The organism is Amycolatopsis coloradensis (assembly GCF_037997115.1).
GTDB lineage: Bacteria > Actinomycetota > Actinomycetes > Mycobacteriales > Pseudonocardiaceae > Amycolatopsis > Amycolatopsis coloradensis_A.
Genome location: NZ_CP150484.1, coordinates 4842325 through 4857232, shown reverse-complemented (window position 1 = coordinate 4857232; position 14908 = coordinate 4842325). Strand labels below are relative to the sequence as shown.

Annotated in this window: 9 protein-coding genes and 1 pseudogene; 2 read left to right on the top strand and 8 right to left on the bottom strand. The window is 70.2% G+C overall.

Annotation, left to right across the window (positions count from 1 at the left end):
• Positions 1-74: 74 nt before the first annotated feature.
• The 3 genes from LCL61_RS22725 to LCL61_RS22715 form a co-directional block, all read right to left on the bottom strand.
• Positions 75-1400 (bottom strand): alpha/beta hydrolase family protein, encoded by a 1326-nt coding sequence (locus tag LCL61_RS22725; protein WP_340681562.1) that lies wholly within the window; start codon positions 1398-1400, stop codon positions 75-77.
• On the bottom strand, positions 1397-3718 hold the full coding sequence (locus tag LCL61_RS22720; protein ID WP_340681561.1) for a penicillin acylase family protein: 2322 nt from the start codon (positions 3716-3718) through the stop codon (positions 1397-1399). The genes LCL61_RS22725 and LCL61_RS22720 overlap by 4 nt, the downstream gene beginning before the upstream one ends.
• Positions 3719-3814: 96 nt before the next feature.
• Positions 3815-4393, bottom strand: a complete 579-nt coding sequence (locus tag LCL61_RS22715) for an ArsR/SmtB family transcription factor (RefSeq protein ID WP_340681560.1) — start codon at positions 4391-4393, stop codon at positions 3815-3817.
• 248 nt (positions 4394-4641) lie between these two features.
• Between LCL61_RS22715 and LCL61_RS22710 the strand changes: the two are divergent.
• Together LCL61_RS22710 and helR are read left to right on the top strand one after the other, a co-directional pair.
• Positions 4642-5529 (top strand): annotated as a pseudogene (locus LCL61_RS22710) (lytic transglycosylase domain-containing protein); the annotation flags it as partial.
• Positions 5530-5847: 318 nt separating this feature from the next.
• Positions 5848-8025, top strand: a complete 2178-nt coding sequence (gene helR, locus LCL61_RS22705) for an RNA polymerase recycling motor ATPase HelR (protein WP_340681559.1) — start codon at positions 5848-5850, stop codon at positions 8023-8025.
• A gap of 57 nt (positions 8026-8082) precedes the next feature.
• Here helR and LCL61_RS22700 read toward each other — a convergent pair whose 3' ends face one another.
• From LCL61_RS22700 to cbiE, 5 genes are read right to left on the bottom strand one after another with little or no spacing between them, the layout of a single operon-like run.
• Complete coding sequence (locus LCL61_RS22700; RefSeq protein ID WP_340681558.1) at positions 8083-11187, bottom strand: arabinosyltransferase domain-containing protein; 3105 nt, start codon at positions 11185-11187, stop codon at positions 8083-8085.
• Between the two features lie 33 nt (positions 11188-11220).
• Positions 11221-11964 (bottom strand): cobalt-precorrin-6A reductase, encoded by a 744-nt coding sequence (locus LCL61_RS22695; RefSeq protein WP_340681557.1) that lies wholly within the window; start codon positions 11962-11964, stop codon positions 11221-11223.
• The gene (locus tag LCL61_RS22690; protein ID WP_340681556.1) at positions 11961-12956 is read right to left on the bottom strand and encodes a Gfo/Idh/MocA family oxidoreductase; all 996 of its coding nucleotides are present in this window, start codon (positions 12954-12956) and stop codon (positions 11961-11963) included. Before LCL61_RS22690 ends, LCL61_RS22695 begins: the two co-directional genes overlap by 4 nt.
• Complete coding sequence (cobM, locus tag LCL61_RS22685) at positions 12953-13714, bottom strand: precorrin-4 C(11)-methyltransferase (protein WP_340681555.1); 762 nt, start codon at positions 13712-13714, stop codon at positions 12953-12955. Before cobM ends, LCL61_RS22690 begins: the two co-directional genes overlap by 4 nt.
• Positions 13711-14850 (bottom strand): precorrin-6y C5,15-methyltransferase (decarboxylating) subunit CbiE, encoded by a 1140-nt coding sequence (gene cbiE / locus LCL61_RS22680; RefSeq protein ID WP_340681554.1) that lies wholly within the window; start codon positions 14848-14850, stop codon positions 13711-13713. The genes cobM and cbiE overlap by 4 nt, the downstream gene beginning before the upstream one ends.
• Positions 14851-14908 lie beyond the last annotated feature (58 nt).

Genomic DNA, 14908 nt, shown 5'->3' with positions numbered 1-14908 from the left:
ACACGCCCTCGGGCGTGGTGACGCGGCTTCCGTTCGCCTGGGTGCCGGGTGGCCGCCCGGCACCCAGGCTCATTTCACGGCACCAAAAGTCCCCAGTGGACGGCCCAGGGGACGAACAATACGGTCCCGGCCAGCAGCAGGCCGACGCGCACACCCGCGCCTTCCTTCTTCCGCCACCACGAAACCGCGGTCACCGCCCCGGCGACGACGACCCCGACCGCGATCAGCTGCAACGCGAGCCACGGCAAGGTCCGTCCGAAAAGGACCGGGCCCGGCGCCATCGCCGCCCCCGTCGTCAGCACGACGTAGTAGACGAGGAATCCCACCGTGCCGAGCAGGCCGGCCGACGCCAGCCACCGCGCGGGCCTGCCGAGCGGAACCTCCTTACGACGGCGGAACAACGCTGTCACCGGGTAGGCCGCGAACGCCAGCAAAGCCAGCGCCCAGACCCCGATCTGCACCCACGGCGCCTCGTACCAGGCGAGCGGTGCCGGCGCGGCACTTTGGCTCTCCTGGTCCGGAGGCGGGTCTGCCGACGGCCCGCCCTTCGCTCCGTTCACCCAGTCCGAGACGAGGTCGAGGTAGCCGGGAGCGAACCCGTCGAGCTTGTCGAAACCATCGGTGGTCCGCCGGAGCCCGTGCTGCGCTTGCGGGAACACCTTCAGCGTGTACTGCCGGTTCCCGGCCCTGTCCAGCGTTTCCCGGAAGATCCGGACGGCCTCGCCGGGCGGGGTGAGCCGATCCAGCTCGCCCCACAGGCCGAGCACCGGCTGCCGCACCTTCTCCAGCACCGGAACAGGGTCGTATCCGGCCTCGGGGAACACGCCCGCACCCGCGAGGGTGCGCATGTTCGTCGACGACACCATGTCCACCATCGAACCGGTGACACCGCCGCGGCGCAGATAGGTCTCGAAGGCCCACGACTGCTGGCGGTCGGGCGAAACGCCGTTGGCACCGACGGTGACCACGAAGGCGACGTCCTTCGACTTCGACGCCGCCAGCGGCGCGACCCAGCCTCCCTCGCTCAGTCCCCACACGCCGACGCGGGCCGGATCCACCCCCGGACGCGAACGCAGCGCCTGGACAGCGGCGAGAGCGTCGTCGGCCAGGACCGAGTAGTCCCGTTCGAACAGCGAATAGCCCTCGGTCCGTTTGTCGTAGATCAGGGTCGCGATCCCCGCCTTGGCGAAGGATTCCGCCTCGGCGCGATAGTCGTCCCTGTCGTGTTCGCCGGATCCGTGCACCATGACGATGCCCGGCGCCGGACCGCCGCCCTCCGGCGCGACCACCGTTCCCCGCAAGGTGACCCCGTGGCTGGTGAACGAGACTTCGCCGTCCGGAGCCGCGGCGGGCACCGGTGACGAGACCGCCACGACGGCCGCGAGCAGCGCGGCGATCATCGCCTGCTCACCCGGACGACCTCCAGCGACGGTGACGCGAGGATGTCCTTCTCGCAGTACCGTTCGGTGACCCACTGCTTGCGCGAGTACAACTCCGTCTGGTCGCTGTGGTGTGCGGACTCCGGGTTCGCGGACTGCGAGTAGGTCAGCAGCGTCGTCGTATCCGGGCAGCCCGTACCGTCGAACGCCACGACGTGCAGGTACGTCCCGCCATGCGTGAACTCGGTGTAGCCGCGTGCCGGATCCCAAGGCCCGCCCAGGGTGTTGTAGACCCCACGGCCCGCGGTTCCGCCGCCCAACGGGATCTTCCGGCCGTCACGGACGACATGGTGGTTGTCGCCGTACGGCGCGTCGAGCGGGATCTTCGCCGCTCGCAATTCCGCGACGGCATCGGAAAGCGCCTTGCGGACCGCCGCGTTGCCCGTGTCGAGGGTGTTCGGCGTGCGGACCGGGTCCTTGGCGTCGAACGGAACCTTCCAGATCGATGGCCCCACGCGATCCACGGCCGACCAGAACCGGTCGAACAGCAGAGCGCCCCTGCTCTCCGCGTCCGAACGGCCGTCCCAGCCCGCCAGCGCGGCGCACGCGGCCTCCATTCCCGGCATCGTGCGGCACATCGCGACGACGTGGGCCCGCACGAGTTCGGCGGCGTGGTCCCGGTGCGAGAACATCAGGTCCCGCATCGCCTGCCCCGTGAAGCCGCCCTTCTTCAGCTGATCGGCGATCTCGACGAAGCCGCCACGGGTCCTCATGTTCTGTTCGTAGCGGACCGGGCCCACGATCCTGGGGAAACCGGTCGTCGCGGCCGAGGGGTTGGGCAGCCAGTAGCTGTCGTTCGAGTTCGCCACGTAGTCGGACCGGCTCAGGCTCGGCAGGCTGGACGGGCCGAAGACGCCAGGCCGTAGCGCGTCGCGATCCCGGCCCCACGCGCAGGCCGTCTTGGCACCGTCGAGCACCGCGACGCCGTCAGCGTCGAACAGCTCCTTGCCCAGTGGCGTGTTGCAGCGCGCCGCCTTCTCGTCGGTGACGTGCGGGACCCCGTGGATCTGGCTGAACTCCACCCGGCCGCGGTCGTCGGTGGCGAGGATGTTCATCCACGGCAGCCCCTGGGTCTCGCGGACCGCGCCGATCATCTCCCCCGCCGTCCGGCCGCGGGCGATCGCGAACATCGAGTTCGTCATCCCGAGGTTCGTGGCGTTGGCGTCCGCGATGGCGAACGCGCTCGACGCCGTCCACGGCAGTTCCCGCTGCCCGAGCCGGGTCGTCACCGGGCCGTACCGCGTCGTCCACTGTGGACGTACGACCCGCTCCAGAGTGCCGTCCGCCTTGCGCGACAGGACACTCACGTCGTGGCGGCGCATCCGCTCGGGCTTCCCGTCGACCAGATACGTCGTCGGCGAGCCGGGCGCGAGCTTCAGCTCGAACAGCGTGTACGTCCGCGTCGTGTCGGTGGCGGTTCCACTCCAGGCGGCGGTTTCGTTGTGTCCCAGCCACATGAGCGGAATACCGGGGATACCGGCTCCGCTGACGTTGAGCTTGCCGGGCAGCGTCACCTGCGACTGCCACAGCCTGGTCCCACTCAGCTGCCACGGCAGGTGCGGGTTGGCCAGCGAGACACCACGTCCGTTCGCCGACGCGGCCGAGCCGATCGCGATCGCGTTGCTGCCGATCCCGGTCTCCCCGAGCATCTGTCCGGCACCGCCGCCCGCGGGCGGCGCACCCGGGAGCGACGCGGTGATCGAGTCCGCGACGCCGCCCTGTCCGAAGATCATGCCGACCGCGTGGCTGTGCCGGTAGACGTCGAGTTCGGTGATCGGCTTCAGCCAGCCGGCGCCCCGGCAAGCCGGGTCGGTGATCTCACCGCTGCGGAGGTACTTGTTGACCCCCTCGACGTAGCCGCGGACCAGTTCGCGGACCTCTCGGTACGGCCCGCGCGGCGCGGGCGCCGAAAGGAGCCGCTCGATCACGCCGCTTTCGTTCAGACCTTGGAAGTACAGGTCGCTCGCGAGGTTCGTGCTCGCCTGGCTCACCCCGCTCGTCGGCGGCGCGTCCGGCCCGAGCCAGCGGGAACGCTCGGCCCGCGTCGTGACCGCGACGTCCGCGATCGCGCAGATGTTGTCCCTGGCCGCGGCGAACCCCTGCCCGAAGCCCAGGTTCACCCAGTCGTTGGCGACGATATGCGGGATGCCGTATTCGGTGTAGCGGATGGTGGCGTCCGCCCGGGTTGCCCCGTCCGGCGGTTGCGCGGCCGCCGCGGTCCCCGCCGCGAGCAGACTCGCCGCGACGCAGGCGGCCGCGATTCTCTTCCAGAGCAGCATGCTGCTCCCCCTTGTCTGTGGAGTCGTTCGTGAAGACACGCCGTCCGGCGTGGTGACGCGATCCCGGTGGTCGAGTGGCCGCTCTCCCACCGGTTTTCACTTCCCTTCGCCCACCTCCCCGTCGGCATCCGGGAACGCCGTCCAGCGCACGAGCACCTTCCGCGCGTCCGGGCCGGGTTCCGGCCGCCAATAGCGGCGCAGCAGGTCCAGGTACTCGTCGAAGAACTCCTTGAGCTCTTCGAGGTTCAGGTAGACCGAGCCGCGTGAGAACACCAGCGCGTCACCCCATTCGCCCAGCTCACCGCGGCGCTCGAGGAAACGCGCCAGCTGTTCGAGGTCTTCGGTGAACGCGGCGCGCTGCGCCTCGTCGAACACGGCGCGCATCTCGTCGTTCTGCTCGCTGTGCCGAGGCCAGCGGATGTCGCGCGGCCGGGCACGCCACCAGCGCTCCTTGCCGTGCGCGAGTTCCGGTGCCTCGTCGACGAAGTCGTACTTCGCCAGTTCCCGCAGGTGGTAGCTGGTCGCGCCCGAGCTCTCCCCCAGTTCCTTGGCCAGCTTCGTCGCCGTCGCGGGTCCGCGGCCCAGCGCCTCCATGATCCGGCGGCGCAGCGGGTGCATCACCGCCTTCAGCACGGCGGCGTCGGCGATCTCTTCGGGTGGCGGCGGACCGGTCATGACACCAAGGTAGCCATGCAAAGGAGATTGTGCAAAGGTCTCTTTGCACGCGGTTCGGACCACCCCGGAGGGGAGCGGGGATTCTGCTGACGATTCGGTGAACTCAGCGTGAAATTGACAACTTCACTACGAAGGTCTTGTGCCGGGCGGACGAAAACTCGACAGGATCGCGGGTTTTTCGTTGTGCCGCCCCCGAAATTCGGTGATATCGGATAGTTTTGCCCGGAGTCGACCTTGCGGGAGAGAACATGCCGAAGCACCGTCCTCGACAGACGGACAAGTTGTCCGCCCGGCACCGGACGGCCTTCGCGCTCGCCGGTGGGGCGCTCGCCGTCCTGCCCGCGGTCACCGCGTCGGCAGGACCGGACGCCCCGGTCGCCGCGCCGAAACCGGCCGCACCGCAGAACCAGGCCGCGGCCTGGCAACCGCCGGCGGGCACGGTCCCGGAGATCGCCGTCGACGGCAGCCTCCCCCAGCCGCCGACGCCGGACCCGCTGACCGTCCCCGGTCACAGCGGCAACGTCGGCGGCGCGTTCGCGCCGTCGGGCGCGCTCGGCATCCCCGCCAGCATGATGAAGGCGTACAAGAACGCGGCCGACATCCTCGCGAAGGAACTGCCCGGCTGCCACATCGACTGGGCTTTGATCGCCAGCATCGGCCGGATCGAGTCCAACCACGCACGCGGCGGCTACGTCGACGCCAAGGGCAACACCCTCGAACCGATCCTCGGCCCGCAACTCAACGGCGCCGGGCCGTTCGCCGCGATCTCCGACACCGACGGCGGCAAGTACGACGGTGACACGGTGTGGGACCGCGCGGTCGGCCCGACGCAGTTCATCCCGTCGACGTGGAAGGGCTACGCCTCGGACGGCAACGGCGACGGCGAGTCGAACCCGAACAACATCTACGACGCGACGCTGGCCTCGGGCCGGTACCTCTGCTCCGGCGGTGTCGACCTGACGTCGGAGCAGACCCAGCGCGTGGCCGTGTATCGCTACAACCACTCACTGTCCTATGTGGACACCGTGATCCGGTGGGCGGTCGCCTACCGCGGCGGCGTCGCGACCACGCCGGACAGCCAGGTGCCCGTCGGCGCTCCCGACTCTCCGGACGTCGCCGCCGGCACGCCGCGGCCGATGCGGCGTGGCGCTTCCCTACCGTCAGAGTAGGGAAGGAGGCCTTCGCTACCGCCTGGGCTGGCGGCTCGCGCTCCACGCCTCCGCTGACGTGCGAAAGTGGCTTTCGCAACCCGCCACCTTTTGCCTTACGGCTCGATAGAACGCCAACGACCCTGGGCATGAAAATGCGGTGGACAAAGGGCCCGACGGGCCGAGAAGTGAACGAAGGCAACTCCCTCCGTAATAAACATATAGCGCATGGGGGGACTTGCCACAAGACCCCGGTCATGCCTCAAACTCACTCGCCGTAGCCGAAACCTGGTGAAATGGGAGTCTGTGTCAACTCAGGGTCATGAAGAAGAGTTGCGGTCCGAACGCGAATACGTCGCCGGGCTCTACACGCGCCTGGACGCCGAACGCGCGCGGGTGAAGGGGGAGTTCCAGGCGGCGCTGGGCGGAACCGGCGGGACGGCCATGGAACGCGACGTCGAGGTGCGGGCGCTGGCCAGGGAGTCGCGGCGGCTGGACGTCGTCGACAACGGGCTGTGCTTCGGCAGGCTGGACAGTCTCGCGGGGGAGACCTCGTACATCGGCCGTATCGGGCTCTTCGACGAGGAGAACGACTACGAGCCGGTGCTGCTCGACTGGCGGGCACCCGCCGCCCGCCCGTTCTACACCGCGACCGCGGCGACGCCGGAGAAGATGCGCCGTCGCCGCCAGTTCCACACGCACGGACGTGAGCTGCTCGGGTTCACCGACGAGATGTTCGGCCGTCCCGGCGGCGACGCGGAGGGTGACGCGGCGCTGCTCGCGGCCGTCAACGCGCCGCGCGGCGAGGGGATGCGTGACATCGTCGCGACGATCCAGGCCGAACAGGACGAGATCATCCGGCACGAGCACCCCGGGGTGCTGGTGATCGAAGGTGGGCCGGGTACCGGGAAGACCGTGGTGGCGCTGCACCGCGTCGCGTACCTGCTCTACACCCAGCGCGAGCGGATGGAACGCCACGGCGTGCTCGTGGTCGGGCCGAATCCGGCGTTCCTGCACCATATCGGCCGGGTCCTGCCGTCCTTGGGCGAGACCGATGTGGTGTTCATGACCACCGGCGATTTCGTCCCCGGCAAGCACGTCACCGCCGAGGACGGGCCGGAAGCCACCCGGCTCAAGGGTTCGCTGAAGATGCTGGACGTCCTCAAGGCCGCCGTCGCCGATCGCCAGCGGCTGCCGGAGGAGCCGGTGCTGATCGACCTCGCCGACGTCACCGTGCGGATCGACGCCGAGACCGCGGAATGGGCCAGGGACGAGGCGCGCAAGAGCGGTCTGCCGCACAACGAGGCGCGGGGGACGTTCACCGACATCGTCACGTACGTCCTGACGGAGCGGGCGATCGCGCGGATCGGCCGCGGCTGGCTCAGCCGGGACGACCGCGACGAATGGGAGCGGCTGCGGAAGGATTTGCTGAAGGAACTGGCGGAGAGCGAGACGTTCACCACCGCGCTCGACGAGCTCTGGCCGATCCTGACGCCCGAAAGCCTGCTGGGCTCGCTTCTCTCGTCCTCGGAACGGCTTCGCGCGGCGGGGGCCGACCAGGCGTTGCTGCGCGCCGACGGGGAAGCCTGGACGGTGTCGGACATGCCGCTGCTCGACGAACTCGTCGACCTGCTCGGCCGCGACAAGGCGGCGGACGAGGCGGCGGAGAAGGCGCTGGCTCGGGAGAAGAAGGCCGAGGCCGAGTACGCCGAAGGTGTGCTCGACACGATGAAGCTCGACCGCGAGGAGATGGACGAGGACGTCATGCTGTCGGCGGAGAACCTGCTCTTCGCCGACGAACTCGCCGACCGGTTCGTGGAGCACGACACGCGCAGCCTCGTCGAACGCGCCTCCGCCGATCGGGACTGGACGTACCGGCACGTCGTGGTCGACGAGGCGCAGGAACTGTCCGAAATGGACTGGCGGGTGCTGATGCGGCGCTGTCCCAACCGGTCGTTCACCGTCGTCGGCGATCTGGCGCAGCGCCGGTCCGAGGCCGGGGCGCGATCGTGGGACGCGATGCTGAGGCCGTACGTGCCGGGCCGCTGGGTCTACCGGTCGCTGACGGTGAACTACCGCACCCCGGCGGAGATCATGGCCGTCGCCGCGTCGGTGCTCGCCGAGTTCGCGCCCGAGGTCCGGGCACCGGAGTCGGTCCGGTCCAACGGGGTCCGTCCGTGGGCACGGCAGGTCGACGCGGATTCGCTGGCGGGCGCCATCGAGGAGTTCGTCAAGGACGAAGCCGGGCGTGAAGGCACCAGCGTCGTGATCGGCCCGCCCGGGGTGCCGGGCACAGTGCCCGCCTCGGAGACGAAGGGGCTCGAGTTCGACGCCGTCCTCGTCGTGGACCCGGAGCGGATCCTCGCCGACGGCCCGCGCGGTGCCGCTGAGCTGTACGTCGCGCTCACGCGCGCTACGCAGCGGCTCGGCGTCCTGTACGAAGGGGAGCTGCCGGAGGCGCTGAAGGACGCTTTCCCCGCATGAGACGTGACGAAAGCGTCCTTCACCGCGTCTGATGCGGTGAAGGACGCTTTCAGCCCACTAGCGGGTCGGGTCCTTGCCGTTCGGCTGCCGCGGTCCCGGACCCGGCGACCACCAGCCGGGGACGACCTTCTCGCCGTGGACGATGGTCGGCGCGATCCCCTCGGTGAAGGGTTCCACCTGCAGCAGCTGGCCCCAGGACTGGCTCGGCTGGCCGATCAGGTAGCTGGGCACCTCGGGTTCGGCCGCGACCTCTTCGAGCCAGCCGATCGGGCCGCCGTTGGTGCTGGACGCCCAGTTCGCCTCGTCGGCGACGGCGCCGGGGGTGATCCGGTAGTCCGGCACCTTCGAGATGCCGTCGTGCGAGGTCACCGGCTGCACGCACGGGTAGACGAACGACGCGGGCCAGTCGATGTACACCTGCTTGCCCGCGATCTTTTCGGTCAGCGTGGTGAACGTCGGCACGCGCGGCGCGGACGCGGCGATCCAGCCGTCCTCGGTGAGGTCGTTGTCGACGATGTTGATCCGCACGGACGTCGTCTCGGCCGGGAGGTCGCGCAGGTTGATCCGGGTGTCGTTCCAGCCGTTGGTCCCGGCGCCGGGCGGCAGCACGAACTGGCTGCGGACGACCTTCACGCCTTCGCTGGTGTTCACGCCGTAGTCGAGGCTGACCGACGTCGGGCGCCGGGCCGCGCCCGCGGTGGCGACCACGATCTGGCCGTCGGCCGGCTTTTCGGAGAGGGCGTACCAGTCGCTGCGCAGCCGCCCGGCCCGCGTCTCGGGGTCGAGGAAGCTGCTCCACATCGGGACTTCGTCGGGTTTGAAGCCGTGCGGCGGCTCGGCCAGCGGATCCTTGTCGTCGATCGCGCGGGTGTGGAACCCGGTCTGCACCCGGCCGTTGTCCTGCTCGGGATCGGGCAGCGGCGGCGGGGTCTGCCCGGCGGGCGGCTCCTCCTTCTTCACCGGCACCGTCCGCTGTTCGGACTGGGCCCGCAGGATGCTGGTCGCGGCGTCGCGTTCCACCATCACGTGGTCGGAGAGGTTGCAGCTCTTGCCGAACAGGTGCCCGAAGTTCGCGGCGCCGAGGCTGTAGGAACCCTGCTGGTTGTGGATCGCCCACGCCATGCTGACGAATTCGCCCGTGGCCATCAGACCGCAGACGACCACCAGCGAGAGCGAACCGAGCCGCAGCGACCGGCTCCGCCCCTCCTGCGGTCCCGCCTGAAGACCTGGCCGGTGCGCGCGGACGTTCTCCACGAACGCGTACACCCCGGAGATCGCGGCCGCGATCAGCAGGATCGTCGACAGCGGGATCCCGCCGATCGACGGCGCCACCGCCGTCCACTGCACGCCGAGTTTCGAGACGAACCAGTACGAGTTGGGCCCGGTCGCGGCCAGCGCGCCGACCACGAGCAGCCCGGCGAGGAACGCCGCCCGGTTACGCCGTGACCGCAGCACCGTCGAGCTGGTCGCCAGCGCGGTCAACGCCGCCATGGCCGCGCCGACCGCGGCGAACGCGCCGAAGTGGTGCGTCCATTTGGTCGGGGTCAGCGCCAGCAGCAGGAAGAACAGCGCGACCGTGCCGATCAGGCGGCGGCTGGGGCCGAGCGCGGCGCCGGGGATCCGGCCGCGGCGCAGCAGCACCACCAGGCAGGTCCCGGTGCACAGCAGCACCAGCAGCACGGGGAACCGGCGTGGCACGGAGCCGTCCGGCAGGCTTTCGAACAGCAGCTGGTAGCGCGCGAGTTCCTGGAACCACGACAGGTTCGGGCCGACCAGGGTGCGGATCCGGGTCGCCTCCTGCACGGTGGCGAAGGTCTGGTCGGCGAACACCACGACCAGCACCAGCAGCCCGGCGGCCAGCACCGGCGCGAGCACCGGCAGCCAGCCGTTCTCGGCGCGCTGGCGGACCAGTTTGTACAGCGGGCGCGCGGCGACCAGGAACGGCGCGACCGCGATCAGCCCGGTCGGCGTCGCGGCCAGGGTGAACCCGGCGGCGGTCAGCCCGAGGCACAACGGCAGCAGACGGCGGGTCACCAGCGCGCGTTCGACGGCGCAGATCGCCAGCAGCGAGCCCAGCGCGGCGACCGGTTCGGGCCGGACACCGTTGTTGAACGGCATCCACCAGACCAGGAAGACCGCGGCGGCGGCCCAGCCCGCGGCGCGGCTCGTGCGGACCTGCGTGCCCAGGCGCGGCATGACCTCGCGGCTGATCAGCAGCCAGCTCAGCACGCCGAGCAGGAACGACGGGAGCCGGATCCACGGCGGCACCGTGCTGACGTGCGCCATCAGCTGGTACACGTGGTAGAACCAGCCGAACGGCGCCTCGGCGACCCCGAACCAGCGGTGGTAGTTCGTCAGGTAGCCGGTCTCTTCGGCCACTCTCGACATCGTGAGGATGTAGCCGTCGTCCGAGGTGACCGGGCCGATGAAGACCCACGCGCCGAGCGCGATGATCACCGTCGCGTCGCGGGCGGTCAGCCGCCACCAGCCGACCGGCGCCCAGCGCGGCGCGCGGCGGGCGAAGCCGGAGTCCATCCGCCACACCGCGATCAGGCAGCCGATGAACGACAGCGCCGCGATGACGCCGATGATCCACTTCCACACGGTCGGCGAAGTCTGGTAGCGGGTGTCCGGGACGACCGAGACGTGCAGGCCGGCGATCGGGTCCTTGGCCGCGTTGATCGAGGAGTAGATCCCGACCAGCCGCGGCCGGACGTCGCCCTCGGCGTGGAACACCACGGTCTCGGCGACGGTCACCGTCATCTGGTTCGCGTCCGCACGGAGCTTGACGTCGCAGTTCTTCTCCGGGAGGGGCTGCTGCACGATCTGCTGACCCTGGCTGGAGGCGAGCAGCACGCCGTTGTCGATCCGCAGTTGCAGGCCGACGCCCTTGCCCGCGCGCGGGTCGGTGCGGCCGTCGGGCACGGTGGAGAACAACAGCGCCTGGCCCTGCGAACGCGCGTCCAGCGACCGGACGGTCGTGCACGGCAGGTCGACGCGCAGATCCTGCGCCCAGTACCCGGTCAAGGGCGCGTTGACGGAGCGGGTGTCGCCGCCCGTTGGCCAGACGACCTCCGCTGTGTCCTGCACCACCGGCAGGAAGGGGAAAGCCAACGCGCACAAGGCGGACAGCAACCCCAGCGTGACAGCGATCAGACGCATCGGCGCAACGCTAACGGGTCTGGTCCGAACGGCTTACGCAGGGCTGCCCTTCACCGTGCCGCTCAACCAGGTTATGGCGCCCTGAACTGTCGTTACGCTGGCCGTTTCCGGTCGCCGCGGCCGCTGGACGACGACCACCGGGAGGCCGAGCCCGCGGGCCGCCGTGAGCTTCGCCGCGGTCATCTCGCCGCCGCTGTCCTTGGTGACGAGGACCTCGACGCCGTGCCGTTCCATGAGCGCGCGTTCCTTCTCCACCGTGTACGGCCCGCGGTCCAGCAGGATTTCGTGACGGCGGGGGAGCGGCACCTCGGGCGGGTCGACGCAGCGGATCAGGAACCAGAGGTCCAGCCCGGCGAAGGCGGCGAGCCCTTGGCGTCCACTGGTGAGGAACACGCGTTCGCCGAGCGCCGGGAGCAGCCGCGCGGCGTGGTCGAGGTCGTCGGCCCAGTGCCAGGTGTCGCCGGGCTGTTCGGTCCAGCCGGGCCTGGCGAGCCTGAGCAGCGGTGTACCCGTTTCCCCCGCCGCGATGGCCGCGTTCGAGCCGATGCGTTCGGCGAAGGGATGCGTGGCGTCGATCACCGCGTCGACGTCGTTCTCGGTCAGCCAGCGCGCGAGACCCGCCGGGCCGCCGAAGCCGCCGACGCGGGTCTCGCCGTCGGGCAGCTTCGGGCGCGCGACGCGGCCCGCGAGTGAGGACACGACGTGCTCGCCGCGCGCCACGAGGGCCTTCGCGAGCTCGCGTGCTTCGCCGGTGCCGCCCAGGATCAGCAGCTTCATCGGGCCACAGCCTCGCGCCACCGTTCCAGCGTGCGCAGATTCGCGAGCGTCTCCGCCCAGGTGAGTTCGGGCGCCTGGCGGTCTTCGAGGTGCGTGGCGACGTGGTCGGCTTCGCGAGCGAAGAGGCCTTGAGTCGCTTCGACTTCGATCGCCTCAGGTTCGCCACCTTCCGGCGTGAGGATGATCTGCGACGTCTTGGGCTTGCGCATTTCGTGGATCCACGCGGGTTTCGGCACGTACAGCTGCCCTTCCGAGCCGTACACGCGGATGTGGTCGTCCTGCGTCAGCTGGAAGCCGCAGGCCAGCTGCGCGAGGATCCCGCCCGGCAGCCGCAGCAGCCCGAACGCGACCTCGTCGACGCCGTTCTCGTCGAGCCTCGCCATCCCGAGCACCTCTTCGGGCTCGACGACGTCCTGCCCGGTCGCCGCCTGCGAGACCAGCCGCGCGAGTGACGTGCAGTAACAGCCGACGTCGAAGATCCCGCCACCACCCAGCGCGGGATCGATGAGCCGGGGTACGGCGAAGTGGTAGCTGAAGGTGACGTCCACGGCGCGGACCTCGCCGATGGCGCCGCATGAGATCAGCTCGGCCAGCCGCCGGATCTGCGGATGCAGCCGGTACATGAACGCCTCCATGAGGAAGACGTCGTTGGCGCGGGCGGCCTCGATGACCTTCTCCGCCTCGGCGACGGACATCGTCAGCGGCTTCTCGCACAGGATGTGCTTGCCCGCTTCGGCCGCGCGGATCGCCCATTCGCCGTGCAGCGGATGCGGCGTCGAGATGTAGATCGCGTCGACGTCCGGATCGGCGAGCAGGTCTTCGTACGCGCCATAGCATTTCGGGATCTCGAAGCGGCTCGCGAACTCGGCCGCCCGGTCACCGGATCGCGCGGCGACGGCTTCGAGGACACCGTGTTCGCTCTCATCGACGCCCGCCGCGAACTCGGCGGCGATGGTCCCGGCGGCCAGCAGGCCCCAGCGCAGGTTCTTCACAGCGACTCCGGTTGGTTGGCGCGATCTCGGGTGGCCGAGTACAGGAAACTGTCGGGAAACCCTTCGGCGGCAAGGACTTGTCCGACGAAGATCATCGCCGCGCGGCTGATCCCGGCCGCACGGGACTGGGCGGCGATGGTGCCGAGGGTGCCGCGCAGCACCTGCTCACCGGGCTGACTCGCCAGCGCCACCACCGCCGCCGGGCAGTCGTCGGTGTAGAACGGCCGCAATTCGTCGACTACCTGCTCGACGCGGTTGATCGCCAGATGCAGCGCGAGGGTGGTGCCGGTGCGCGCGAAGTTCGCCAGCGTTTCCCCCGGTGGCATGGCGGTCGACCGGGCCTGTGCCCGCGTGACGACCAGGCTCTGGCCGACCTCGGGCACGGTCAGTTCACGCTTGAGCAGCGCGGCCGCGGCGGCGAACGCGGGCACCCCCGGCGTGACGTCGTAGGGAACTCCTGCCGCGTCGAGGCGGCGCATCTGCTCGGCGACGGCGCTGTAGATCGACGGGTCGCCGGAACAGAGCCGCGCGATCTCGTGGCCCTTCTCGTGGGCCTCGACCATGCGCTCGACGATCGCGGGCAGGTCGAGGTTCGCGGTGTCGACGAGCACCGCGTCGTCCGGGCAGTACTCCAAGAGCGCTGTCGGTGTCATGCTCCCGGGGTACAGGCAGGTTTCGCAGCGGCCGAGCAGGTCACGGCCCCGCACGGTGATGAGGTCGGCCGCGCCGGGACCCGCGCCGATGAAGTGCACTGTCACGGTTTGCTCCATTGGGTCACGGCTCGCGCCGGGGTCCAGCCGGTGAATCCGCCCAGCGGCGCCGCCTGTTCGACGGCGACGCGGACCAGCTCCCCGCCGTGCTCGCCGTACGCGCGGGCCAGCAGCTGTTCGGATTCGAGGGTCACGCCGTGCGCGACGATCCGCGCGCCGGTCGCCAGGCAGGCGTCCAGCACACCGGGCACGGTCAGCCCGCCACCGAGGAAGATGGCATGCGGCCTGCTCAGCCCTTCGAGGGCTTCCGGTGCCGCTCCGATCACCACGTCGAGTTCCGGGACGCCGAGAGCGTGCGCGTTCCGGGTGATCCTGGCGGCTCGCTCGGGCGACCGTTCGATCGCGATCGCCCGGTTCAGCGGATGCACACGGGACCACTCGATACCGACGCTGCCCGCACCCGCGCCGACGTCCCACAGCAGTTCGCCGGGTGTCGGCGCGAGCCTGGCCAGCGCGGACGCGCGGAGGTCGCGTTTGGTGAGCTGCCCGTCGTGCTCGAAGGCGTCGTCAGGGAGGCCGGTCAGCGGCAGCGCGGTTCCGTCGGCCTCGATGGCGAACACGGTCAGCGTGCCGGGGCCCACACGCTCGTCCGGGCCGCCGAGGTCGGAGAGCGCGGTGACGCGGCTTTTGCCGTAACCGCGGGCTTTGAGCAGGTCAAGGAGGTCTTCGGCGTTCGCGCCGAGGACGAGGATCTTCCGGCCGGGCGTGAGTACGCGGTTCACCCTGCCGATCGCGCGGCCGACGACGGTGACCACTTCGGTCTCCTCCGCCGGCCAGCCGAGTTTCGCGCGGGCGAGCGTGACCGAGGAGAGCGCGGGCAGGACCTCGACGTCGTAGCCGCGCTGGATCAGCGTCGTGCCGATGCCGGACAGCAGGGGATCGCCGCTGGCCAGCACGCAGACACGGCCTTCCCGCTCGGCGAGGAAGGCGTCCAGGCCGGGAAGGAGCGGGCTGGGCCAGGGTTCGCTTTTCATCCCGGCGGGCAGGTACGCGAGCTGACGCGGCGAGCCCACGACCACGTCGGCGCCGAGCAGTGCTTCCTTGGCCCGCTCGGACAGGCCGGGCCAGCCGTCGGCCCCGATCCCGACGACCGTCAGGGGTGATTTTTCGCGCACCTCGGTCACGGTAGATGACGGATTTCCTATGCGATGATCGGCCAGAGGTCGTCGACGACAGGAGAGC

What these genes read in the sequence shown, in the direction of transcription:
- LCL61_RS22725 (WP_340681562.1), bottom strand. Translation starts at nt 1,400, where the DNA reads ATGATCGCCGCGCTGCTCGCGGCCGTCGTGGCGGTCTCGTCACCGGTG.
- LCL61_RS22720 (WP_340681561.1), bottom strand. Translation starts at nt 3,718, where the DNA reads ATGCTGCTCTGGAAGAGAATCGCGGCCGCCTGCGTCGCGGCGAGTCTG.
- LCL61_RS22715 (WP_340681560.1), bottom strand. Translation starts at nt 4,393, where the DNA reads ATGACCGGTCCGCCGCCACCCGAAGAGATCGCCGACGCCGCCGTGCTG.
- LCL61_RS22700 (WP_340681558.1), bottom strand. Translation starts at nt 11,187, where the DNA reads ATGCGTCTGATCGCTGTCACGCTGGGGTTGCTGTCCGCCTTGTGCGCG.
- LCL61_RS22695 (WP_340681557.1), bottom strand. Translation starts at nt 11,964, where the DNA reads ATGAAGCTGCTGATCCTGGGCGGCACCGGCGAAGCACGCGAGCTCGCG.